At 61.0% G+C, this 25,237-nt stretch carries 15 protein-coding genes; 4 read left to right on the top strand and 11 right to left on the bottom strand.

Features of this window, described 5'->3' with window-relative positions:
- Positions 1 to 4: 4 nt before the first annotated feature.
- Positions 5 to 751 carry an SDR family oxidoreductase gene (locus LOY28_RS16095; RefSeq protein ID WP_018926135.1) on the top strand — a complete coding sequence of 249 codons (747 nt, stop codon included), beginning with the start codon at positions 5 to 7 and terminating at the stop codon, positions 749 to 751.
- A gap of 75 nt (positions 752 to 826) precedes the next feature.
- Here LOY28_RS16095 and mapR read toward each other — a convergent pair whose 3' ends face one another.
- The 3 genes from mapR to LOY28_RS16080 form a co-directional block, all read right to left on the bottom strand.
- Positions 827 to 2,236 (bottom strand): GntR family transcriptional regulator MpaR, encoded by a 1,410-nt coding sequence (gene mapR / locus LOY28_RS16090; RefSeq protein ID WP_018926134.1) that lies wholly within the window; start codon positions 2,234 to 2,236, stop codon positions 827 to 829.
- A 169-nt stretch (positions 2,237 to 2,405) separates the two neighbouring features.
- Positions 2,406 to 3,836 carry a cytochrome c oxidase accessory protein CcoG gene (ccoG, locus tag LOY28_RS16085; RefSeq protein WP_026286422.1) on the bottom strand — a complete coding sequence of 477 codons (1,431 nt, stop codon included), beginning with the start codon at positions 3,834 to 3,836 and terminating at the stop codon, positions 2,406 to 2,408.
- 195 nt (positions 3,837 to 4,031) lie between these two features.
- Positions 4,032 to 4,265, bottom strand: a complete 234-nt coding sequence (locus tag LOY28_RS16080; RefSeq protein WP_018926132.1) for a DUF3203 family protein — start codon at positions 4,263 to 4,265, stop codon at positions 4,032 to 4,034.
- Between the two features lie 278 nt (positions 4,266 to 4,543).
- Here LOY28_RS16080 and LOY28_RS16075 point away from each other — a divergent pair, with 278 nt between their 5' ends.
- The 3 genes from LOY28_RS16075 to glgB all read left to right on the top strand — a co-directional run bounded on the left by LOY28_RS16075 (position 4,544) and on the right by glgB (position 12,295).
- Positions 4,544 to 6,541 (top strand): alpha-1,4-glucan--maltose-1-phosphate maltosyltransferase, encoded by a 1,998-nt coding sequence (locus LOY28_RS16075; RefSeq protein WP_258612121.1) that lies wholly within the window; start codon positions 4,544 to 4,546, stop codon positions 6,539 to 6,541.
- Between the two features lie 178 nt (positions 6,542 to 6,719).
- A complete protein-coding gene (gene treS / locus LOY28_RS16070) occupies positions 6,720 to 10,061 on the top strand; it encodes a maltose alpha-D-glucosyltransferase (RefSeq protein ID WP_258612120.1) in 3,342 nt (1,113 codons plus the stop codon).
- A 2-nt stretch (positions 10,062 to 10,063) separates the two neighbouring features.
- Positions 10,064 to 12,295 carry a 1,4-alpha-glucan branching protein GlgB gene (glgB, locus tag LOY28_RS16065; RefSeq protein WP_258612119.1) on the top strand — a complete coding sequence of 744 codons (2,232 nt, stop codon included), beginning with the start codon at positions 10,064 to 10,066 and terminating at the stop codon, positions 12,293 to 12,295.
- A 109-nt stretch (positions 12,296 to 12,404) separates the two neighbouring features.
- Here the strand turns inward: glgB and LOY28_RS16060 are convergent, their stop codons facing one another.
- The 8 genes from LOY28_RS16060 to treZ all read right to left on the bottom strand — a co-directional run bounded on the left by LOY28_RS16060 (position 12,405) and on the right by treZ (position 25,225).
- Positions 12,405 to 13,469, bottom strand: coding sequence for an autotransporter outer membrane beta-barrel domain-containing protein (locus LOY28_RS16060; RefSeq protein WP_026286421.1), 1,065 nt, complete (start codon positions 13,467 to 13,469; stop codon positions 12,405 to 12,407).
- 426 nt (positions 13,470 to 13,895) lie between these two features.
- Positions 13,896 to 14,696, bottom strand: coding sequence for an endonuclease/exonuclease/phosphatase family protein (locus LOY28_RS16055; RefSeq protein WP_018926127.1), 801 nt, complete (start codon positions 14,694 to 14,696; stop codon positions 13,896 to 13,898).
- 216 nt (positions 14,697 to 14,912) lie between these two features.
- Entirely contained in the window at positions 14,913 to 15,671 is a 759-nt protein-coding gene (locus LOY28_RS16050; RefSeq protein WP_018926126.1) for a PIG-L deacetylase family protein, read from the bottom strand.
- Between the two features lie 286 nt (positions 15,672 to 15,957).
- Positions 15,958 to 18,114: a glycogen debranching protein GlgX gene (glgX, locus tag LOY28_RS16045; RefSeq protein ID WP_258612118.1), complete on the bottom strand. Its 2,157-nt coding sequence runs from the start codon at positions 18,112 to 18,114 to the stop codon at positions 15,958 to 15,960.
- A gap of 93 nt (positions 18,115 to 18,207) precedes the next feature.
- Entirely contained in the window at positions 18,208 to 18,549 is a 342-nt protein-coding gene (locus tag LOY28_RS16040; RefSeq protein WP_258612117.1) for a DUF2934 domain-containing protein, read from the bottom strand.
- 21 nt (positions 18,550 to 18,570) lie between these two features.
- Positions 18,571 to 21,357: a malto-oligosyltrehalose synthase gene (locus LOY28_RS16035; protein WP_258612116.1), complete on the bottom strand. Its 2,787-nt coding sequence runs from the start codon at positions 21,355 to 21,357 to the stop codon at positions 18,571 to 18,573.
- Positions 21,354 to 23,432 carry a 4-alpha-glucanotransferase gene (gene malQ / locus LOY28_RS16030; RefSeq protein ID WP_258612115.1) on the bottom strand — a complete coding sequence of 693 codons (2,079 nt, stop codon included), beginning with the start codon at positions 23,430 to 23,432 and terminating at the stop codon, positions 21,354 to 21,356. Before malQ ends, LOY28_RS16035 begins: the two co-directional genes overlap by 4 nt.
- Entirely contained in the window at positions 23,429 to 25,225 is a 1,797-nt protein-coding gene (treZ, locus tag LOY28_RS16025; protein ID WP_064618153.1) for a malto-oligosyltrehalose trehalohydrolase, read from the bottom strand. Before treZ ends, malQ begins: the two co-directional genes overlap by 4 nt.
- Positions 25,226 to 25,237: the final 12 nt, after the last annotated feature.

Below are 25,237 nucleotides of genomic sequence, written 5' to 3'. Positions count from 1 at the left end.
CAGCATGGACAAAGTCATCGTCATCACCGGCGGCAGCCGTGGAATCGGCGCCGCCACGGCCCTGTTGGCCGCCGAACAAGGTTATCGGATCTGCATCAATTATCAGTCCGACGAACAGGCGGCGCTCAGTGTGCTGGAGCAAGTCCGCGCACGCGGTGCCCAAGCCATCGCCGTGCGTGCCGACGTCAGCATCGAAGACGAAGTGATCGCTCTGTTTCATCGGGTGGACACCGAACTGGGTCGGGTCACCGCGCTGGTGAACAACGCCGGCACCGTCGGGCAAAAGTCGCGGATCGACGAAATGTCGGAATTCCGCATTCTGAAAATCCTCAAGACCAACGTCCTGGCGCCGATCCTCTGCGCCAAACACGCGATTTTGCGCATGTCGCCCAAACACGGCGGGCAGGGCGGCAGCATCGTCAACGTCTCCTCGGTCGCCTCGCGTTTGGGTTCACCCAACGAGTACGTGGATTACGCCGCGTCCAAGGGGGCGCTGGACACCTTCACCATCGGCCTGTCCAAGGAAGTGGCGGGCGAGGGGATTCGCGTCAATGCGGTGCGTCCGGGTTACATCTACACCGATTTCCATGCATTGAGCGGCGATCCGGACCGGGTCAGCAAACTTGAGTCGGCGATTCCGATGGCCCGCGGTGGGCGGCCGGATGAAGTGGCGGAGGCGATTGTGTGGTTGTTGTCGGATAAGGCGTCGTATGCGACCGGGACTTTCGTCGATCTTGGTGGTGGGCGGTAAAGATCAGAAGCAAGATCAAAAGATCGCAGCCTTCGGCAGCTCCCACGCGCCTGTGGGCGCCGCGATCTTTTGCTGTTAAAAGGACCTGACAATCCGCCCCAACGTCTCCATCGCCTTCTCCGAATCCTCGGTCCACGGGCTGCCATAATTCAACCGAATACAATTCCTGAACCGCTGGGTCGGTGAAAAAATCGGCCCCGGTGCAATGCTGATCCCCTGCGCCAATGCCATCTGAAACAATTTCAACGAATCCATCTGCGGTGGCAGTTCCAGCCACAGGAAGTAACCGCCGGCCGGTTGGCTGACGCGGGTCTGGGCCGGGAAGTAGCGGGCGATGGCGGCGAGCATGGCACTTTGCTGTTCTTCCAGGGCGTAACGCAGTTTGCGCAGGTGCCGGTCGTAGCCGCCGTGTTGCAGGTAATCGGCGATGGCGGCCTGGGCGGGCATTGAAGCGCACAGCGAGGTCATGAGTTTCAGCCGTTCGATTTTCTGCGCATAGCGCCCGGCGGCGACCCAGCCGATGCGGTAGCCGGGGGCCAGGCTCTTGGCGAACGAACCGCAATGCATCACCAGCCCTTCGGTGTCGAACGCCTTGGCCGGTTTCGGCGCCTGTTGGCCGTAATAGAGCTCGGCGTAAACGTCATCCTCGATCAGCGGCACCTGATGGCTGCGCAACAACTCCACCAGTTCCTGTTTCTTCGCCTCGGGCATGGTCGCGCCCATGGGGTTCTGGAAACTGGTCATGCACCAACAGGCCTTGATCGGGTGCCGTTCCAGGGTCTGGGCGAGTACGCCGAGGTCGATGCCGTCTCGCGGGTGGACGGGGATTTCCACGGCTTTGAGCTTCAGCCGTTCCAGCACTTGCAGGCTGGCGTAAAAGGCCGGGGCTTCGATGGCCACCAGATCGCCAGGCTCGGTGACGGCTTGCAGGCACAGGTTCAGCGCTTCCAGCGCACCGTTGGTGATCAGCAGTTCTTCCATCGGCAGCATCAGCCCGCCGACCATGTAGCGCAGGGCGATTTGCCGACGCAGTTGCGGGTTGCCCGGCGACATGTCGGTGACCACCATGCGCGGGTCCATCTCCCGGGAAGCACTGGCCAGCGAGCGGGACAAACGCTGCAGCGGGAACAGCGTGGGGCTGGGGAAGGCCGAGCCGAAGGGTACAGTGGTGGGGTCCTTGATCGAGTCCAGCACTGAGAACACCAGTTCGCTGACGTCGACTTCGGTGGACTCGTTGACCTGGCTGCTGATCACCGGCTCCGAGAACGGGCTCGGTGCATGCGCATTGACGAAGTAGCCGGAACGCGGTCGCGCGCGGATCAGGCCGCGACGTTCGAGCAGGTAATAGGCCTGGAACACCGTGGACGGGCTGACGCCGTAGGTCTGGCTGGCGTAGCGCACCGATGGCACCCGATGGCCGGGGCCAAGTACGCCGGAGCGGATCAGTTCAGCGATGTCGTCGGCGAATTTTTCGTAGCGTTTCATCGAGTGCCCGATTTGGAGTTATTCATGTAGTGCGCTGTTGTGGCGAGGGAGCTTGCTCCCGCTCGGCTGCGTAGCAGTCGTAGATTTTCAGGGGCGCTTCGCACCCCAGCGGGAGCAAGCTCCCTCGCCACAGGGGACCGCATCTGACAAAGGATTGCATCTTAAAGGCTCAGCGGTTCATCGGTGCAACAAAGCGGCTCTTGGCCACGCTATAGATACCCGGCTCATCGCTGTCGACAATCTTGAAACTGATCGTCTGCGAGCTGCTGCTCGGCCGTTCCGTGGTCATCGCCACCGACACCGGTACATCGACGATTTCACCGGGGGCCAGGCTCAGTTCGGTCTTGCCTTGCAACTGGAAGCCGTCGTCGTCGACCAGTGTCAGACGGTACTCCTGACGTTGCTGGGTCTTGTTGATGACCTTCAGGCTGTAGATGTTTTCGATCTGACCTTCACTGTTCTCGCGGAACAGGCCACGGTCCTTGCTCACGTCCAGCGACACCATCGGTCGCTCCACCAAGGCCAGGGCGAAGGCGCCGATCATCACCAGCAGCACCGCGGTGTAACCGATCAGGCGCGGGCGCAGCAGGTGGGTCTTGCCACCCTGCAATTGATGCTCCGAGGTGTAGCTGATCAGCCCTCGGGCGTAGCCCATTTTGTCCATGATCGAATCACAGGCGTCGATGCATGCGGCGCAACCGATGCATTCCATCTGCAAGCCATCGCGGATGTCGATGCCGGTCGGGCAAACCTGGACGCACACCTGACAGTCGATGCAATCACCCAGGCCGACCTCGGCGGGTTTCACTTCACGTTTGCGCGGGCCACGGTTTTCGCCGCGAGCCACGTCGTAGGAAATGGTCAGGGTGTCCTTGTCGAACATCACGCTCTGGAACCGTGCGTATGGACACATGTGCATGCACACGGCTTCACGTAGCCAGCCGGCGTTGATGTAAGTGGCACCGGTGAAAAACAGCACCCAGAACAGGCTGACACCGCCGATTTGCAAAGTCAGCAGCTCTTCGGCCAGTGGCCGGATCGGTGTGAAGTAGCCGACAAAGGTCAGGCCGGTGAGCAGGCTGATCGCCAGCCACAAGGTGTGTTTGGCCGAGCGACGGAGCAGTTTGTTCAGGCCCCAGGGCGCGGCTTGCAGCTTGATCCGCTGGTTGCGCTCGCCTTCGGTGATCTTCTCGCACCACATGAAGATCCAGGTCCAGGAGCTCTGCGGGCAGGTGTAACCGCACCAGACCCGGCCTGCGAACACGGTGATCGCAAACAGACCGAAGGCGGCGATGATCAGCAGCGCCGACAGCAGGATGAAATCCTGGGGCCAGAAGGTCGCGCCGAAGATGTGGAATTTGCTTTCGGACAGGTCCCAGAGCACCGCCTGGCGGCCGCCCCAGTTCAGCCACACCGTGCCGAAGAACAGTAGAAACAGAAACCCCGCGCCGCTCATGCGCAGGGTGCGGAACAGGCCGGTGAAGCTGCGGGTGTGGATCAGGTTGTCACTGGACTTGGCCTTCATCTTTGGACGCGAAGGCTCATTGTTTTTTATAAACGAGGCAGGTTCAACGGTTCGGACGGGGATTCTATCGCTCATGGTCTTTCGCTCATCAGCCTCCATCAGGCCTGAGCACTATGACCAGCGATCTGTTTGCATAACAGACTCAGCTAACGCAATAAAAAGCGGATCAGATGGGCTACCCACACCCGCCTGCGACAACTTGATGCACCCGCAAGGGCGGGCTGCAAGTACCTATGTCAGGCGCTGGTGGGTTGTGTTGATGCCGGTCAGTCAAATCACCGAATCACTGTTCGTGGCCTTCAAATGCCGGCGACCGTCCACAGCACCTGCTACGGTCAATGCGTCGGCTTCTGCTTCGGTGATGTAGAAGCGCTGGCCGTCGAGTTCCACTGCCGACATGGATTTTTCCTCGTCAGTGATTATGGTGATATCAGGGCAAAGGCGGATTTCTTCGCCGTTTTCGGTGATGAAGAAGCAGGTCTGGTTGTCGATGCGCACGGTCATGGAGGAGTCCTTTTTGCGGATTCATTAAGTGTTAGGACGCATTTGCCGGTGATTGTTCTGTGCAACCGATAGATGGCGTGAGTCGTGCTTAAGTTGGTTGACCCGTGCCCGGGGGATTGATTCCTCGAAGGACCTGGCAAATCCCTCTGAACTTTGCCGGCGCCTGTGGCTCGGAACTTATGTGTGTTCATACCCTTGAGTTCATCTCGGGGCAGATCGCTTCGTGTGAGTGATGACCAGGCACAAGAGCGTCCTTGGGGCGTAAGGAGAGATGCTCGATGACCGCTGAAAAACCCACAGAACTAAGCTACAACCCGCATATACCGCTGTCCCAGGCGTTGCTGCTGCCGCGTATCGTGATCGAAAACACCATGCCGACCCTCGATGGCGGGCAATTTGCCGTTAAAGCCGTGGTCGATCAGGACGTGGTGGTGACCAGCAAAGTGTTTGCCGACGGTCATGACAAACTGGCCGTGCGCATCCGTTGGCGTGCCGAAGGCGACGACACCTGGCAAAGCGAGGTGATGGTCGAGTTGGGCAATAACGGCTGGCAGGGCCAGTTCCGTGTCAAGAAGCAGGGCCGCTATGCGTTCTGTATCGAAGCCTGGATCGATCAGTACGCCAGTTTTTGTTATGAGCTGAAAAAGAAGCACGGGGCCTGCATGTCGGTCAGCCTGGAATTGCAGGAAGGGCGCCTGCACGTCAAGCAGGCAGCGGAACGCAGTGAAGGCCTCCTCAGCGAGCAGCTGGCGGCGTTGCACCATGAGTTGTCCGGTCTGCTCGAAACCGAGCAGGTTGCCTTGTTTCTGCACCAACGCAGCGCGGACTTGATGGCCCAGGCCGATCATCGTCCCTTCGTGAGCCTGAGTCCTGAATTTCCGGTGGACGTGGAGCGGGAGTTGGCGCAGTTCGCCAGTTGGTATGAATTGTTCCCACGCTCGATCACGGATGATCCGGCCCGTCATGGCACCTTTAATGACGTGCATACGCGGCTGGCGATGATTCAGGACATGGGCTTCGACGTGCTGTACTTCACGCCGATCCACCCGATCGGCCGCAGCTATCGAAAAGGCCCGAACAACTCGTTGACCGCCGGCCCCGACGACCCGGGCAGTCCTTACGCCATCGGCAGCGAAGAAGGCGGGCATGAGGCGATTCACTCGGAACTGGGCAGCCGCGAAGACTTTCGCCGGCTCGTCGCGGCGGCCGCCGAACATGGGCTGGAAGTGGCCCTCGACTTTGCGATTCAGTGTTCCCAGGATCACCCTTGGCTCAAAGAGCATCCGGGCTGGTTCAACTGGCGCCCGGACGGCACGATCAAATACGCCGAGAACCCGCCGAAGAAATATCAGGACATCGTCAACGTCGATTTCTATGCCGTGGATGCGATTCCCAGCCTGTGGGTTGAATTGCGGGACATCGTGGTGGGCTGGGTCGAAGAGGGCGTGAAGCTGTTTCGCGTTGATAACCCCCACACCAAACCGTTGCCGTTCTGGCAGTGGTTGATCGCCGATGTGCGGGCGCTGTACCCCGAGGTGATATTTCTGGCGGAAGCCTTTACCACGCCGGCGATGATGGCGCGCCTGGGCAAGGTCGGTTACTCCCAGAGCTACACCTATTTCACCTGGCGCAACACCAAGACCGAACTGGCGACTTATTTCACCGAACTCAACGAGTCGCCATGGCGTGAATGCTACCGGCCGAATTTTTTCGTCAATACGCCGGACATCAACCCGGCATTCCTGCATGACTCCGGGCGCCCGGGTTTTCTGATTCGCGCGGCGCTTGCGACCATGGGTTCCGGGTTATGGGGCATGTATTCGGGCTTCGAGCTGTGTGAAGCGGCGCCGGTGCCGGGCAAGGAGGAGTACCTCAATTCCGAGAAGTACGAGATCCGCCCGCGGGACTTCAACGCGCCGGGCAACATCATTGCCGAAATCGCCCAGCTCAACCGCATCCGCCGGCAGAACCCGGCGCTGCACACGCATCTGGGCCTGAAGGTCTACAACGCCTGGAACGACAACATTCTGTATTTCGGCAAGCGCAGTGAGGATGGCAGCAATTTCATTCTGGTGGCCGTCAGCCTCGATCCGAATAACGCCCAGGAAGCGAATTTTGAATTGCCGCTGTGGGAAATGGGCCTGCCCGACGATGCCAGCACCCAAGGCGAAGACTTGATGAACGGTCACCGCTGGACCTGGCACGGCAAGTACCAGTTCATGCGGATCGAACCGTGGCATCTGCCGTTCGGGATTTGGCGGATTACCGCTTCTTGACTGTGGCGAGGGGGCTTTTGTGGCGAGGGAGCTTGCTCCCGCTGGGTCGCGCAGCGGCCCCAGACAATATGTCAGTCACACCTCATTTGCAGGTTTTACGACTGCTTCGCAGCCGAGCGGGAGCAAGCTCCCTCGCCACAGGTCCGGCGGTTTTATTCGAATTAAACAGGAGTTTCAAATGGCGAAGAAACCCAGGTCAGCCACCTTCATCAAAGACCCGCTCTGGTACAAGGATGCGGTGATCTACCAGGTTCACGTTAAGTCTTTTTTCGACTCCAACAATGACGGGATCGGCGACTTTCCCGGCCTTATCGCCAAGCTCGATTACATTGCCGATCTGGGCGTCAACACCATCTGGCTGTTGCCGTTCTACCCCTCGCCACGACGCGACGATGGCTACGACATCGCCGAGTACCGTGGCGTGCACCCCGACTACGGCACCCTGGCCGATGCCAAGCGTTTCATTGCCGAGGCCCACGAACGCGGCCTGCGGGTGATCACTGAACTGGTCATCAACCATACCTCGGACCAGCACCCGTGGTTCCAGCGCGCGCGCAAGGCCAAGCCCGGCTCGGCGGCCCGCGACTTCTATGTCTGGTCCGATAACGACCAGAAATACGACGGCACTCGTATCATCTTTCTCGACACCGAAAAGTCCAACTGGACCTGGGACCCGGTGGCCGGTCAGTACTTCTGGCACCGCTTCTATTCCCACCAGCCGGACCTGAATTTCGACAACCCGCAAGTGATGAAAGCGGTGCTGTCGGTGATGCGCTACTGGCTCGACATGGGCATCGACGGCCTGCGGCTGGACGCGATCCCGTACCTGATCGAGCGCGACGGCACCAACAACGAAAACCTCCCCGAGACCCACGACGTCCTCAAGCAGATCCGCGCCGAGATCGACGCCAATTACCCCGATCGCATGCTGCTGGCCGAGGCCAATCAGTGGCCGGAAGACACTCAGCTGTATTTTGGTAACACCGACGCCAAAGGCCAGAACGGCGACGAATGCCACATGGCGTTTCACTTCCCGCTGATGCCGCGCATGTACATGGCGCTGGCCCAGGAAGATCGTTTCCCGATTACCGACATTCTGCGCCAGACTCCGGAAATCCCTGCCAACTGCCAGTGGGCGATTTTCCTGCGCAACCACGATGAGTTGACCCTGGAAATGGTCACCGACAAGGAGCGCGATTACCTGTGGAACTACTACGCGGCCGACCGTCGGGCGCGGATCAACCTGGGGATTCGCCGGCGTCTGGCGCCGTTGATGGAGCGTGATCGTCGTCGCGTGGAGCTGCTCAACAGTCTGTTGCTGTCGATGCCCGGCACGCCGACCCTGTATTACGGCGATGAAATCGGCATGGGTGACAACATCTACCTCGGCGACCGCGACGGTGTGCGCACGCCGATGCAATGGTCAATCGACCGTAACGGCGGCTTCTCCCGCGCCGACCCGGCCAGTCTGGTGTTGCCGCCGATCATGGACCCGCAGTATGGCTATCTGTCGGTCAACGTCGAAACCCAGGCCGGCGACCCTCATTCATTGTTGAACTGGACCCGGCGCATGCTCGCGATACGCAAGCAGTCCAAGGCCTTCGGTCGCGGCACGCTGAAGATGCTGTCGCCGAGCAATCGCCGGATCCTGGCTTACACCCGTGAATTCACCGGCGCGGACGGCAAGCACGAGATCATTCTGTGCGTGGCCAACGTGTCCCGCAGCGCGCAAGCGGCGGAGCTGGATTTGTCGGCGTATGTCGGCATGGTCCCGGTGGAGATGCTCGGCGGCAATGCGTTCCCGCCCATCGGTCAGTTGAATTTCCTGCTGACGCTGGCGCCTTACGGTTTCTACTGGTTCGGCCTGGCGGCGGAGAACCAGATGCCGAGCTGGCACGTGGAGCCGGCGCAAAGCCTGCCGGACTTCACCACGCTGGTGCTGAAACAGCGCATGGAAGAGCTGCTCGAAGCGCCATCTCGGCAGTCACTGGAGCAGGGCATTTTGCCGAGCTGGTTGCAGAATCGCCGCTGGTTCGCCGGCAAGGACGGCACCATCGACAGCGTCAACCTCGCTTACGGCGTGCGCTTCGGCGACCCGCAGCATCCGGTGCTGTTGAGTGAAATCGACGTCACCAGCGCTGGCCAGACCAGCCGCTATCAGTTGCCATTCGGCTTTATTTCCGAGGAGCAGGTTGGCGCGGCTTTGCCGCAGCAATTGGCGCTGGCCAGGGTCCGTCGCGGTCGTCAGGTCGGCCTGATCACCGACGCCTTCAGCCTCGACAGCTTTGTTCATGCAGTGTTGCAGGGCATGCAGGCCAGTACGGTGTTGCCCTCGGACGGTGGCGAGATCCGTTTCGAGCCTACTGATGAATTGGCCAAACTGGGGCTGAGTGCCGAGTCGCAGGTGCGTTACCTGTCTGCCGAGCAATCCAACAGTTCGGTGGTGATCGGCGCCAGCCTGGTACTGAAGCTAATCCGCAAGGTCGCGTCAGGGGTGCACCCGGAACTGGAAATGAGCGCGTACCTGACCCATGCCGGTTTCAAAAATATTTCGCCGCTGTTGGGGGCGGTGATTCGTCGCGATGCGGCGGGCGAGGACACGCTGTTGATGATCGCCCAAGGTTACTTGAGTAATCAGGGCGACGCGTGGGAATGGACCCAGAACAACCTCGAACGAGCGCTTCGCGATGAGCTCGCCGATGCCGTGTCCGAGCAGGAACAGCACTACAACGCCCTCGGCGAGTTGAAGGATTTTGCCGGCATGCTCGGCCAGCGTCTGGGGGAAATGCATCAGGTGCTGGCGACCCCGAGCGTCAACCCGGACTTTGCCCCACACATCATGAGTCAGAAAGATGCCCTGGACTCGGCCAAGGACGTGGCGGCGCAGCTGGAGCATGCACTGAAGCTGCTCAAGCAACATCAAACCGAACTGAGCGCGGCGGACCAGACATTGGTCAGCCGCTTGCTGGACAACAAGAAAGCCATCCTCGGACATATCCAGGAGCTGGGCAAAAAGGCCGCTGGCGGCTTGCGTATCCGCGTCCATGGTGACTTGCACCTGGGGCAAGTGCTGGTGATCAAGGGTGATGCTTATCTGATCGATTTTGAGGGTGAACCCGCGCGGCCGCTGCATGAGCGCCGTGGCAAACACAGCCCCTATAAAGACGTCAGCGGGGTGTTGCGCTCCTTCGATTATGCCGCGGCGATGGCGATCAACGTGCACAACGTCGATAACACGGCGGATGCTCAGGCGGCGCGTCAAAGGGTTGCCGAGCGTTATTTAAGAGAGGCGCGACAATCATTTGTCGACGCTTATCGGCTGGCGGCAGCTAGTCTTGCTCATGCATGGCAAGATCCTGAAGGCGAGGATGCTGCGCTGGCGTTGTTCGGTCTGGAGAAGGCGGCTTACGAAGTGGCCTATGAGGCTGAAAACCGCCCCACTTGGCTACCGGTGCCGTTGCACGGTTTATATGGATTATTGAGTGGGCTTAAACCCTTTTCCGATCTTGGTGGAGAGTAGTCATGAGTTTCTCGAACAAGGAACAGGGGCACGTTAAAGAGGCGCTGCTGCCCAAGGCGCGGGATATCGACGCATTGGTACGCGCCGAACATCAGGATCCCTTTGCAATTCTCGGCCCGCACGGCGATGGCGCCGGCGGGCAATTCATTCGGGCCTATCTGCCGGACGCCTTGAGCGTTCAGGTGGTGGACAAGGCGTCCGGGGAAGAACTCGGCAGCCTTGAGACGACCCAGACTCCGGGACTGTTCGTCGGGCACTTCGAGCAGGCCCGGCCCTATTTATTGCGAACCCGTTGGGCCGGCGGAGAACAACTCGCCGAGGACCCTTACAGCTTTGGTCCGTTACTTGGCGAGATGGATTTGTACCTGTTCGCCGAGGGCAATCACCGGGATCTGAGCAGTTGCCTCGGCGCGCAACTGAAGACAGTCGATGGCGTGGAGGGTGTGCGCTTCGCCGTGTGGGCGCCGAACGCCAGAAGGGTCTCGGTGGTCGGCGATTTTAACGTCTGGGACGGTCGTCGGCATCCGATGCGCCTGCGCCATCCCACTGGGGTCTGGGAGTTGTTCATCCCGCGCCTCCAAGCGGGGGAGGCCTACAAATACGAAATCCTCGGCGCCCACGGCATTCTGCCGCTCAAGGCCGACCCGGTGGCCCTGGCCACAGCGCTGCCGCCAGACACCGCGTCGAAAGTCGCTTCGCCGCTGCAAGTCGACTGGCAGGATCAGGACTGGATGCAGTCGCGGGGCGAGCGTCAGCGAACCAGTGCACCGCTGTCGATCTATGAGTTGCATGCCGGTTCCTGGCAATGCGAGCTGGATGACCTGGGCGAAGTCGCCCGTCAGTACACCTGGCCCGAGTTGGCCGAGCGGCTGATTCCGTACGTCAAAGAGCTGGGTTTCACCCACATCGAACTGATGCCGATCATGGAACATCCATTCGGTGGCTCCTGGGGTTATCAATTGTTGTCGCAGTTTGCCCCGAGCGCCCGTTACGGCTCGCCGGATGAGTTCGCTGCTTTCGTCAACGCGTGTCACCAGGCCGAAATCGGCGTGATCCTTGATTGGGTGCCGGCGCATTTCCCGACCGATGTCCATGGCCTGGCGCAGTTCGACGGCACCGCGCTGTACGAATACGGCAACCCGATGGAGGGCTTTCACCAGGACTGGGACACACTGATCTACAACCTGGGCCGCACCGAGGTGCACGGCTACATGCTGGCGTCGGCGCTGCACTGGCTCAAGCATTTCCATGTCGATGGACTGCGGGTCGACGCAGTGGCGTCGATGCTGTATCGCGATTACTCGCGCAAGGCCGGCGAATGGGTGCCCAACCGTCACGGCGGTCGGGAAAACCTGGAAGCCATCGATTTCCTGCGTCATCTCAACGACGTAGTGGCGCTGGAAGCACCGGGCGCACTGGTGATTGCCGAGGAATCCACCGCGTGGCCGGGTGTCAGCCAGAGCACGCAACAGGGCGGGCTGGGTTTTGCCTATAAGTGGAACATGGGCTGGATGCACGATTCGCTGCATTACATTCAGCAGGATCCGGTGTACCGCGCCCATCATCACAACGAACTGAGTTTCGGCCTGGTGTATGCCTGGTCCGAGCGTTTCATCCTGCCGATTTCCCACGACGAAGTGGTACACGGCAAGCATTCGCTGATCGACAAAATGCCCGGCGACCGTTGGCAGAAGTTTGCCAACCTGCGGGCTTACCTGAGTTTCATGTGGACCCATCCGGGCAAGAAACTGTTGTTCATGGGCTGCGAGTTCGGCCAGTGGCGGGAGTGGAATCACGATCAGCAGCTGGACTGGTACTTGCTGCAATATCCGGAACACCAGGGTGTGCGCAAGCTGGTCGGCGACTTGAATCGGTTGTATCGCGAAGAGCCTGCCCTGCACGATCAGGACGATGTACCGCAGGGCTTCCAGTGGTTGATCGGCGACGACGCGATCAACAGCGTTTATGCCTGGCTACGCTGGAGCAAGGAGGGCAGGCCGGTATTGGTGGTGGCCAACTTCACCCCGGTGCCGCGTCAGTCCTACCGCGTCGGCGTGCCGTTTGCCGGGCGCTGGGTCGAGTTGATCAACAGCGACGCCGACACCTATGCCGGGTCCAATTACGGTAACGGTGGCGGGGTGTTCACCGAGGAAGAACCGAGCCATGGGCAGGCACTTTCCCTGGTGTTGAATTTGCCGCCGTTGGCGGTGTTGATTCTGCGACCGGAGGGTTGATCGAAAAGATCGCAGGCTTCGCCAGCTCCTGCAGGATCGGGACCGTCCCAGGTGGGCGGGACAACGTTGAACTGTAGGAGCTGCCGAAGGCTGCGATCTTTTGTTTTTTTTACCAACGCATCCGCACCCCAAGGCTACCAATCAACCCATTCAAATCATTGTCATCCACATTGCTGCTGTAATCGGCGCTGACGTACAGGCTGACCAAAGGCGTCACTCTGGCCACCAATCCCAGACCCACATCCACCGTTGATGAATTGCGACTGCTGCTGATTTTGTCGACCTGATCCAGGCTCACGGTATTACCGGTGTACACCGTGTGCCACACGTTGGTCCGCACATAGGGTTCGACCGGCAAGCCATTGATATCGTAATTGCCTTTCAAGCGTGCACCGACCCGACCGCTCCAGGAGGTCAGGTCGCTGGACGAGGCGTTGCCTGACCCGGCATACGGCGTATCCAGCGTGATGCGTTGATTGATCAACTGCGCCTGGGGTTCAACCACCCAGTTTTCGCTCAGGCCTATCGGGAAACCACCTTCCACCGACACTGTCATCGCGCTGCCTTCGGTGGTTTGTCGCACGCCCTGGTCGTTGCGGCTAAAACCGCTGACCCGGCCGCCGCTGGCCGTCAAGTCGACGTGCCAGCCTTGCGCCCCGGTCAGGCTCCAGTAGGCACCAAGGCTTTGACCTTGAAGGTTGAGCGTGTCGTGGCTGGGGTCGGCGAGGGCGCGGCTGGTCAGCAGGCCGTTGTCGTTACCCTGGAATTGAGCGGTGCCGCCGATCAGTCCGACCCGTTGGGTACTACCGCTGTTGCTTTGCACGGTCAGGAGCGCCGGGCCTTTGAATTCGCTGGCTCCGGGGATCGTGCCCTGGGCCAGATAATCGGTTTGGGCCTGCCGCGACGTCGGGCCATAGACGTGGTCCCAGGCCAGGGGGGCGGCGTCTTCGATCGTCAGGCGTGAGCTGGGTAAGTCTGAGTTGACGCGTAAGCGGTCGGGATACGTGGCCAAGCCGAAGGGCAAGGTAATTGTCGGCAGTTGCTGGCTGTACCAGGGCGTTGTTTCGTCCTCGGCAGACGACGCTCGCACCTCCATGGATGAGCACAGCAGGAGTGAACCGGAGACAACGCAAAAAGTGAATTTTATCTCTTGTGGGGTGAATGAAGTTCTCATGGAGGTCTACCTTGCAATCGCATGCGTATCTCGCTGTGGCGTCTCTCCTACCCCGAATGAGGGGCGACCGAATGGATTGAGGCAAGGTCCGACCCGCCCGTTTTACGGGTGTCTGGAGGCTTGCCCCTGATGGATTTCCGGGGGTAGTAAGGACTAGCTAAGAAGACCGATGGCGCTGCGTCAAGAAAATGGCCGATAAGTGGTACGGCTATTTTAGACTCTGTAAGTGACTGATTTTTGGCACTGATCTAAGTTGTTGTTTGTGCGAAAAATCATCCTGAAAGGTGCAATCCAGACGTATTGGGTAGTGGGCTATCGGTTGCGTGACGGATGAACAGTGCAAAATCCATGAGCAAGTCCGTGACGTGATTACTGTCATTTTTTCTGCTTCAGGCTGCAGTTCTTGGCGCCTGTCGTTTGACGGTGTTACAGGCGTACTTCCACTGCCAGCGGCAAATGGTCCGACAGGTGCGTCCAGGGTTTGTAGCCGAGTATGCGCGGCTCATGACTGCTGGCATTGCGCAGGTAGATGCGGTCCAGGCGCAGCAGGGGAAACCGTGCCGGGTACGTTTTCGCCGGGCGGCCGTGGTGGCGTTCGAATGCTTCATGCAGGTAGTCGCGTCGGGCGAGGGTGGCATTGCCTTGCAACTGCCAGTCGTTGAAGTCGCCGGCAATGATGACCGGGGCGTCCTCTGGCAACGATTCGAGTAACAGGCAGAGCAACTGCAGCTGGAGTTGTCGATGGCTTTCCAACAGGCTCAGGTGCACGCAAATGGCATGCACTTCGGCATGGCCCGGCACATCCAGCACACAGTGCAGCAAGCCGCGCCGCTCGGGGCCGGTGATCGAGACATCGAGGTTGCGAAATTCGCGGATCGGGTATTTCGACAGCAGGGCATTGCCGTGATGGCCGTCGGGGTAGACCGCGTTGCGACCGTAAGCGAAATCGCTCCACATGCTGTCGGCCAGGAATTCGTACTGCGAGGTCGGTGGCCAGTCGTTGTAACGGGAAGAATGCCGGTCATGCTCACCGACCACTTCCTGCAGAAACACCAGGTCCGCCGACGTACTGCGTACCGCTTCGCGCAGTTCCGGGAGGATGAAACGTCGGTTGAGGGCGGTGAAACCCTTGTGAGTATTGACCGTCAGTACTCTGAGTCGGCGAATCGCCGGGGGCGTGTTCGATGGCACTGATTCGACGGCTTGGCGTTCGGCATCGTGGGTCACGTTCACTCCTCTGAATCAGGGCTGCTGTATGTATGCGACTGATGCGTGGGCGAGCAGTTCAGCGTGATTTGTGGCAAGGGAGCTTTTGTGGCGAGGGAGCTTGTCGGATCGCCGCACCGTCCCGTTCGGCTGCGCAGCAGTCGCAAAGATTTTGGGGCCGCTTCGCAGCCCAGCGGGAGCAAGCTCCCTCGCCACAAAAAACATTCTTCGAGTCATTCAGACAAACACAATTTCATACGGCAACCGCATGCGTTCCAGAATCACTCGTGGCAGCAGCGGGGCGATGCCGATCGCCGGTTCGCCGTCGAGCTGGCTGGCGTAGGCATAGGTGGCGTGGCTTTTGCGCGCGACAGTCCAGGTGTCGAGGCGTAGCTTGCGCGCGCGATGCCAGGGGATCAGCCCATGCTCGCGCATCGGCCAGTGCCAGGCCCAGACCGGTATTTCGTTGAGCGTCGCCCCTACCAGGGCGGCAGCCCTGGCGCTGGCACGGCCGACAGCGTCGTGGTCGACGATGCCGTCTTCGCGCCAGGTGGTGAACACCACATCGCCGGGGCGCAGGTAGCGGACGATGAATTGGGTCAATTCAGACTCTCGCTCGGCCAGAGCGTTGTCGGTGAAGCCGCCGCGAATCCACTTCAGGCTGTGCATCGGCAAGCCGAGTCGACGCAAGGCTTCGACACTTTCCTGGGGGCGGAACACGCTCAGGCGCTTTTCCGACCACTGACGCGACCCCGGATGGCTGGCGCTGCCGTCGGTGATCGAGATCAGTTGCAGAGGATGACCGAGGGAGCACAACAGTTGCAGCAGGCCACCGCAAGTCACCACTTCATCGCCGGGATGCGGGGCGATCACCACCGCGCGAGCTCCAGCAGGGACCAGTGTTTCGGTGTTGATGACGGGGATGTTGTCCAGTTGTGGGGCGCTGTTCCAGATCTGCGCAGGCAAGCTGTTTTCGCTGATGGAAACCGGTCTCATAGGCGCTACGTCCTTGTTCTGTCTGGCCCTCAGTCGTGCGCAATGCTTGCGGGAGCAAGCCTGGCAGACCCGTGAAGGCGGGTAGATAGCAATGTGCGGCGCTCCGAACCCTGGATTGCCGCGGTCAGAGTATTGCCCATGAAACGCTATTCGTCGCCTCAGCCTTTGGTCTGATGCGGTTTTTTTAACCCAGGCTGTGTCAGGCTTCGCAAAAAGTCACCGAAACCGTCCCTTGGTAGCAGCTGCCGAGCCTGCGAGGCTGCTACAGATATTATGGTGATCACTCTCACTCTTCTTCCTCATGCTGCAGTTCAAACAACAGCAGCGAACGGCCGGTGACCGAATATTCGCGACCGAACTCAAAGCGTTCCTGGCCCCGAATCGACGGTTGATTGGTATCGATCATGCAGGTCCAGAAACCGCCGTCAGGCACTTCCGGCAGCAGGAAGTTGACGATGTCATGGTGCGCGTTGACCACCAGCAGCAGGGTCGCGTCGGCACCCTTGCGGCGAATGCCGGTTTCCTGGGCGCGGCCATCGAGCAGTATGCCCATGCAGCGACCGTGGCCTTCTTCCCATTGCTCATTGGACATTTCGCTGCCGTCCGGGGCCAGCCAGGTCACGTCCTTGACCCCGATGTCCTCGTTGTAATTACCCACCAGGAAGCGCCCGCGCCGCAGGATCGGATAGGCCAGGCGCAACTTGATCAGGCGTTTGACGAACTTGAGCAGCGCCTTGCCGTCTTCGCTCATGTCCCAATTGACCCAACCGATCTCGCTGTCCTGGCAATAAGCATTGTTGTTGCCTTTCTGGGTGCGGGCGAACTCGTCGCCGGCCACCAGCATCGGCGTACCCTGGGACAGCAGCAGCGTGGCGAAGAAGTTGCGCATCTGCCGCAGGCGCAGGGCATTGATCTCGGGATCGTCGGTGGGGCCTTCGACGCCGTGGTTCCACGACAGGTTGTTGTTGCTGCCGTCCTGATTGTTCTCGTCGTTGGCCTCGTTGTGCTTGTCGTTGTACGACACCAGATCGTTGAGGGTGAAGCCGTCATGGGCGGTGACGAAGTTCAGCGAAGCATACGGTCGACGGCCGCGCTGGTTGAACATCTCACCGGAGGCGGTCATGCGGCTGGCGAAGTCGGCGAGCTGGCCGTCGTCACCTTTCCAGAACGCGCGCACGGTGTCGCGGAATTTGTCGTTCCATTCGACCCAGCCCGGCGGGAAGTTCCCGACCTGATAACCGCCGGGGCCACAGTCCCAGGATTCGGAAATCAACTTCACCTGACGCAGCACCGGGTCCTGGCGACAGGCGACGAGGAAGCTGTGCCGTTCGTCGAAGCCGTCATGGTAGCGGCCGAGGATGGTTGCCAGGTCGAAACGGAAACCGTCCACGTGCATTTCCGTGGCCCAGTAACGCAGCGAGTCAGTGACCATTTGCAGCACGCACGGGTGGCTCAGGTCCAGGGTGTTGCCGGTGCCGGAATCGTTGATGTAGTAGCGTTTGTCGTCGGGCCTCAAACGGTAGTAAGAGGCGTTGTCGATGCCGCGCATGGACAGGGTCGGGCCTTGTTCGTTGCCCTCGGCGGTGTGGTTGTAGACCACGTCGAGGATCACTTCCAGATTGGCGTCGTGCAGGTGCGCGACCATCTCCTTGAACTCGGCGATCTTGCCGCTGGCCAGGTAGCGCGGGTCCGGGGCAAAGAACGCAATGCTGTTGTAACCCCAATAATTGGTCATGCCTTTGTGCAGCAGATGCTGGTCGTTGACGAAGGCATGGATCGGCAGCAACTCCACAGTCGATACGCCGAGCTTGCGGATGTGTTCCAGCACGTCATCGACCATCAACCCGGCGAAGGTGCCGCGCAGGTTCTCGGGAACGGCGGGGTGAAGCATGCTGAAACCGCGCACGTGAGTCTCATAAATGATCGTCTTGTCCCATGGCACGCTGACCCGATGGTCATGGCCCCAGGTGTGGGCCGGGTCGATCACTTTGCACTTGGGCACGAAGGGCGCGCTGTCCCGCTCATCGAAACTGAGGTCGGCGTCGGGGTGGCCGATGGTGAAGCCGAACAACGCTTCGGACCATTTCAATTGGCCGACCAACTGTTTGGCATAGGGGTCGATCAACAGTTTGTTCGGGTTGAAGCGATGACCGTTGGCCGGGTCGTACGGCCCGTACACGCGATAGCCGTAGATCAGCCCCGGATGGGCGTCGGGCAAGTAGCCGTGGTAGGTCTCGTCGGTGTATTCCGGCAGCTCGATGCGCTCAAGTTCCACTTCACCGGCATCGTCGAAGATGCACAGTTCGACCTTGGTCGCGTTAGCCGAAAACAGCGCGAAATTGACCCCCAGGCCATCCCAGGTCGCGCCTGGCGGGAAGGGCAAGCCTTCACGGATTCGCGAGGCCTCGTGAGGTTCGGGCGCGGTTTTCTTTGGACTGGTCATAGCTGCTCCTGCAACGGTATTTTTCGAGGGCGAATGCGCTCTCGGTGGCGAGCGGGCTCGCCACGAAGTCAATCAGGACAAGACAGTGAAGCGTCAGACCTCGGGTGGTTTACGCGCGGTGCGCGGCTTTTTCACTGTGGTTTTTTCGCCCGGCGGGATCACTGCCGAAGCGGCAGCGGGTTTGGCTTTGGGCTTGGTGCGGAGTTTGGTTTCGATGCCCTTGGCATTGACCAGCTTGCCGTCGGGCTTGCCGGCCGCGGGCTTGCTTGCGGTTTTGCTGCTGCTCGCTTTGGCTGGTTTGCCGGGCGCCAGGGCTTCGGCCTCGGCGAGTTTGCAGGCCATCTCCCAATGGCGGGCTTCCTGGCCCTCGGGTTTTCCTTCGGACTCCCAGATTTGATAGGCAAATTCGCGGATGCGTTTTTCGTCGGTACTCATCGCAATGCTCCTGAACTGAACTCAAGTTTGGGTAAAGAGATTGACCGGGAAATCCCCCAGCGCGGCGCCGACCATCAGCTCCTTGTGTTTTGTGACTGCGACGCTGGTAAAAAGTCCCTTCAGATTTTCTTCGGTGGTCGTGAACGGCAATTTGATTCGGGTATCGCCCCACAGCGACGCGTCAATCCGGGGGACGGCACTGTTTTCCAGCAGTCCGGCACAACGTATCGGTACGGCCACGATGGCCCGTTTTCCCTGCCATTCTCGAGCAAACGCCAGTACCCGGTGAGCCTGGCTGCCAATCACTTCAAGGGCTTGGTAAGTGCCTTTTTGAAACAGTTCGGCATGCTCGGCACGCCGGTTCAGCGCCCGGGCGATCAGGGTTTGCTTGATGCGCCCGTCACGCCAGTTCGCCAACAGAGCGGGCAGGTCAAGCGGTAGGTGCATGGCCTGCTGACGGCTGACGTAATCCACCGGCCGGCGGTTATCCGGATCGACCAGCGAGAAGTCCCAGAACTCGTTGCCCTGATAGAGATCCGGCACTCCCGGCACGGTCATTCGCAGCAAGGTTTGCGCCAATCCATTCAGTGCACCCGGGACGGCAATGCATTGAGCGGCTGCCTCGATGGCCGCGCGCAATGGCTGACCTTCGGGGCTTAGCAGCAGGCGTTCGAGAAACCCGTGGGTCGCCTGTTCATATGCCTCGTTTGACGCGCTCCAGCTGCTTTGCAACTTGGCTTCGCGCAGGGCTTTGCGTTGCCACTGCCAGAGGCGTTTGGCGTAGTCCTCGAGCGCAGGTTGATCGTCGCTACACAATTCCAGTGGCCAACTGCCGAGGATTGCTTGATAGAGAATCAGCTCGTCGCCCGCCGAGGGCGCGCCGGGGTCGCTGCGCAGTTCGCCCGCGAGGGTTCGCCAGTGCTCGACCTGTTCGGCGTACCAGGCGCTGCGCTCGCTTAACACCGCCAGCCGCGCGCGGGTGTCTTCACCGCGTTTGTGGTCGTGGGTCGCGGTGGCCAGCAGGTTGTCGGGGAATTCGGCGAGGCGATTGGCGCAGGCGGCATGGAAGTCGGCAACCGGGGCGCTGAACTGCTCGGTGTTGTAGCCGACATCGTTGCGCGACAGCAGCACCGCCGAGCGATAAAGCGCGGTGTCTTCCACCGCTTTGGCCGCCGTCGGTGAGGTCAGTTGCTGGAAGCGCACGCACGCATGCTTGAGCAGTTTGCGTGGACGGCCCACCGGGCGCTTGCGCCAGGGTTGGCCACCGAGCCAGCCGGCCAGGCAATCGAGCACCGGCCAGTCGGCCTCGCCAAGGGTTTGCCTGGCACCGGCCATGGCTTGCTGGAAAAACACCTCGTCCTGGGCCGCGCGACCCAACGGGCTGATGTAAGTGCGGTACACCGGGAAGTGCACGATCAGTTCCTGCAAGGCCCGCCGGATCGCGCCGAGGGTCAGGTCCCGGGTCATCAGGTCGTCCCGGGCCACTTGCAACAGGGCGTGGGCAACACTTTCGAAATCCCCGGCGAGGGAGCCGTTGAGAATCTGCTGGCGCGCCAGTTGTGCTTCCTGGCGGAAATCGGCGGGCCGTTCGCTGTGCCGGCTCCAGAGTTCACCCAAGGCCTGGGCGCCTTCGGGGTCGTGTTGCAGCAGCGACAACTGGTTCATGAATTCGTAACCGGTACTGCCATCGACGCACCAGTCGCGGTGCAGGGTTTCGCCTTCGCCGAGGATCTTTTCGACGTAGATCGGCAGGTGTCGGCCGGGTGCCAGTCGATCAACTCGACGTCGCAGTTTGCGGCAGTAGCCCCGCGGGTCGGCGAGGCCGTCGATGTGGTCGATGCGCAGTCCGTCGACCAGACCTTCGGCCACCAGCTCGAAGATTTTTGCATGGGTCGCTTCGAACACCGCCGGCCGCTCGACGCGCAGGCCGCCCAGTTCATTGATATCGAAAAAGCGCCGCCAGTTGATGTCGTCCGCCGCGGTGCGCCAACTGGCCAGGCGATAACTCTGGCGCTCCAGCAGGTTATGCAGGCGCTGGAAACCGTCGGGAGTGAGCGAGTCGTAAGTGTCGAGGGTGTGCTGGATGGCGTGCAGAATGGCCGGATCACTGGCCAGTTCCCGCAGCTCGGCTTTCAGTGGAATCGCCAGGCTGTACACGTCGGACTGATAACTCAAGGTGTCGAAGCGGTCTGCCAGGGATTTGAGCCGTTCAGCCTGCTCGGCATTCAATCGGTCATCGGCCTTGAGCAGTTCGCCGTAGTCGGTGGGGCAAATCGGGAAGTGATGCTCATAGTGCTCGACATGAAAGGCGCCGCGCCGGGCATCGAAACGCAAGGGCAGGGTGCCGTCCTGCAAGGCGATGCCGTAGTCGCTGCCCAGAAAAGGCAGCAGCAACTGGCCTTCCATCAACGGGTCGGGCGAGTGCCACTGAATGTCGAAGAACTCGCCGTAAGGGCTCAGCCGCCCCCATTCCAGCAGGTCGAGCCACCAGGGATTGTCGCCACCGCCGACGGCCATGTGGTTGGAAACGATATCGAGGATCAGCCCCATGTTCTGTTCGCGCAACGCTGCGACCAAACGGCGTAACGCCGCTTCGCCGCCCAGTTCAGGGTTGACCGTGGTCGGGTCTACCACATCGTAGCCGTGCATGGAGCCGGCGCGGGCGGCGAGCAGCGGTGAGGCATAGAGATGGCTGATGCCCAGGCTGGAAAAATACGGCATCAGTGGCACCGCTTGATCCAGGGTGAAGCCTTTATGAAATTGCAGCCGCAGGGTCGCCCGCAGCGGCTGGCTGAGCGGTTGATTCATTGGTCACGCTCGGCCGCCTGAAGTCGCGCGCAGGCGAGCAGTTCCAGGCGGCGGGCGGCGTCCGGATCATCGAGCAGGCTTTCGCTGTCGCCGGGCAATCGGCGGGACCAGTTGGGGTGGGTGTCGGTGGTGCCGGGCAGGTTGGCCTGCTGTTCGATACCCAGGGCGTCCTCCAGTGGCAGCAACACCAGCGGTGCGCGGGTATGACCGAGGAAGCGGATGGCGGCGTCGAGCACCTGATCGGTTTCATGGGACTCTTCACGGAAATTTTGCGGGTCCTGACTTAGCACCCGGCGCAAGCCTTCGCGCTCGCGTTCGCGATGTTGACGCCATTCGATTTCACCCGTGGCGTCGACCAGGCCCAGGCGTGCGCTCCAGTCGATATCGCGGCCATGCCACCAGCCATTGAGCGTCGGCAGGTCGTGGGTGCTGGTGGTGGCCAGGGCGTTGTCCGGCCAGTCGAGAATCGGTTTGAAGTGTGTGTTGTCCTGTTCGAACAACAGCACGCGCATGCCGAGGATCGAGCGCGCGATGAGTTTTTCGCGCAGGCCATCAGGCACGGTGCCGAGGTCTTCGCCGAGGACGATGGCCTGATGCCGATGGGATTCGAGGGTCAGAAGGCGCAGCAGATCATCCACCGGATAATAAAGGTACGCTCCGTCGCTGGGCGGTGCGTCTTTAGGGATCACCCATAGCCGTTGCAGGCCCATGACGTGATCGATGCGCAGGCCGCCGGCATGGGCGAAATTGGCCCGCAGCATTTCGATGAACGCGCGAAAGCCGTTACGCACCAGGCCTTCGGGTGAAAACGCGGAAATCCCCCAGCCCTGACCAGTGCGGTTGAGGATGTCGGGTGGCGCACCCACGGTCAGCGAGGCGAGTAATTCGTCCTGGCGACTCCAGGCCTGGCTGCCGCCGCCGTCAGCGCCCACCGCCAGGTCGGCGATCAGGCCGATGCCCATGCCGGCACCACGGGCGGCGGTTTGTGCGCGCTCCAGGCTGCGCGCAATCAGCCATTGGCAGAATGCGTAATAGCCGATGCGGGCCGAGTTCTCTTCGGCAAATTGCGCCAGAGCGGCGCTGCGCGGGTTACGCCATTGCTCGGGCCACTCGCGCCAGTCGAGGCTTTCACCGCGCCTTGCACGGGCTTCCTGGATCGCTTCGAAGCGGCAATGATTTTCCAGCGCTTCGCCACCGGCGTGACGGAAGCTGCTGAAGTCGGCATGCAAGGGGTGTGCGCCGTGGGTGAATCCTTCGTACAAGGCTTCCAGCAAGCGATGCTTGGCCTCGGCGGCGGTGGGCCAGTCGATGAGCTGTAAGGTTTCCAGATGCTTGAGTTCGCCAGCCAGGCCCGTGGCGTCGATTGCGGTGCGCAGGGCACGCTCACCGAGAATCGCGCCGGGCGCTGCGTACAGGCTATTGAGAAACAGACGGCTGGACGGCGAGTAAGGGCTGTAGCGCTGGGTGTCGCCGCTGAACATCGCATGCAGCGGGCTGATCGCCAATGCTTCGGCGCCCCGTTCGCCGGCCACCCGGGCCAGATCTTCGAGGGCCTGGGTATCGCCGAAACCGCCATCGCCAGGACGGCGCAGCGAATACAACTGCACGCTCAGGCCCCAGACGCGAGGGGTTTGACTGTCAACGGCGTCGCCGACGCTGTAGCAGCGCTCGGGCGCCACCGCCAGGGTGAACGACTGATCGTCGATGCTGACGTGCTGATAACCCACCGGCACCAAACCGGGCAAAACAGCGTTGTCATCGAGCTTGAGGTTGAGCCGCGAGCCGTCTTCGAGATGGATCTCACACGGGGTTTGCGGTGCAAAGTAGTGGGCCAGATCAAGACCGACACCAACGTCGCAGGTCAGCAGCGGCGGCAGGTGCCGGGTTTGCTGTGCCTCCAGCAGTTGCAGCAGGCTGGCGTCGATTTCCTGGGCGGTGCTGGCGGGATGGCCAAGCCCGGCCAGCACTGAACGCAGCACCGCCGGCGTGACTTTTTTTGGACGGCCGTTGGCGTCGATCCAGTCGACGGCCAGGCCGGCTCGGCTGGCCAGTATTTCCAGTTGCGCATCGCTCATGGTCGCTCTCCATCCGGGGGTAGCAAAGGGGCTGCGGCTGTGAGGCTGACGAGCGCGCAATACGGGGCAAGGGTGCCCTGATCCAACAGACCGGCCGAGTGCGGCGGGTATTCGAACAGCAGTGTCGCGTCGGCCTGTGGGGAGTGGACCACGGCTGCGTCGCTGAGGTTCAGGTCAATGCGCAGCTGACTGCCATCGCCCAACCGCCAGCGCGCCGTCACCGCGCCCACGGCCAGTACCTGCGCCCCCAGCGCGTGGGCACCGGGCAGGTGCGGGATGATGTGTTGATGGCGGATTTGCAGCAGTCGACGATACAGCTCATGAATGGCCGGTTGCCGGGTGGCGGTCAGCTTCGGCCGCGACGCTTCGAAAGTCTGCATCGCGTTCGGGTCGGGAATCTGCTCGCGTTTGTGCGGGTCGGCAAAGGCGCTGAAGGCTGCGAATTCATTGCGTCGACCTTCGCGCACCAACTCCGCCAGCTCGCCATGGTGGCTGGTGAAAAACAGGAACGGTTGCTCGGCGGCGAACTCATCGCCCATGAATATCAGCGGGATCATCGGCGACAACAGCAGTAACACGGTGGCGGCACAGAGGGCCTCAGGCCGGGCCAGTTGATGCAAGCGCTCGCCAAAGGCGCGGTTGCCGATCTGGTCGTGGTTCTGCAAAAAAAGCACGAAGGCCGTCGGCGGCAAGTGACCGCTCGGCTCACCGCGCGGCGTACCGTGGCGGGTGATATGGCCTTGAAACACGAAGCCCTGGCTCAGGCAACGGGCCAGTTGTTCGGTGGGGTTTTGGGCATAGTCGGCGTAATAGGCATCGGTTTCACCGGTAAGCAACACGTGCAGGGCGTTATGACCGTCGTCGTTCCACTGCGCGTCGAAACCTTGCTCCAGCAGGCTGGCCTGGTTGTGCTCGTTTTCTGCCATCAGCCACACATGCCGCGCCGGATTGATATGTTGGCGAACCCGTTGCGCCAGCTCTTGAAGGAAGTCCGGGTCTTCGATGGCGTGCACGGCATCCAGACGCAGGCCGTCGAAACGGTACTCCAGCAACCACATCAGCGCATTGTCGATAAAGAAGTCACGCACCTCGCGCCGGCGGAAGTCGATGGCTGCGCCCCACGGCGTGTGTTGGTCTTCGCGGAAAAAACCTTTGGCGTAGCGATGCAGGTAATTGCCGTCCGGGCCGAAGTGGTTGTAGACCACGTCGAGAATCACCGCAAGGCCATAGCCGTGGGCCGTGTCGATCAGGTGTTTGAGTTGTTCGGGCGAACCGTAGGAGGCCTGCGGTGCGTAAGGCAGAACCCCGTCATAGCCCCAATTGCGCTCGCCGGGAAACTGCGCCAACGGCATCAGTTCGATGGCGGTAATCCCCAACTCGACCAAGCGCGCCAGATGCTGCTCGACCTCGCTGAAACCGCCGAGCGCACCGACATGCAGTTCGTAGATCACCGCTTCGTTCCATGGCCGACCTTGCCAGGCAGTGTGTTGCCAGCGATAGGCGAGGGGATCGACCACCACGCTGGGGCTGTCGATATCGCCCGCCTGGGCGCGGGAGGCCGGGTCCGGCACCTCCAGTTCGCCATCGATGTTGTAGCGGTAGCGGGTACCCGCGGGACAGCGGGTCTTGATCACAAACCAGCCGTCGGCCTGAGGCAGCAGCGGCAGGGATTGTCCGTTTTCCAGTTCAAGACTGACGTAAAACGCATCTGGCGCCCACAAGGCAAAACGCGTGTGTTCGGCGTCCAGCATGATTGCGCCGTGGGGCCAGGTTTCAAGAGTCCGTAACGGCATCGTTGAAAACCT

This window comes from Pseudomonas sp. B21-017 (assembly GCF_024749245.1).
GTDB lineage: Bacteria > Pseudomonadota > Gammaproteobacteria > Pseudomonadales > Pseudomonadaceae > Aquipseudomonas.
This window is presented reverse-complemented; position numbering and strand designations above follow the sequence as displayed.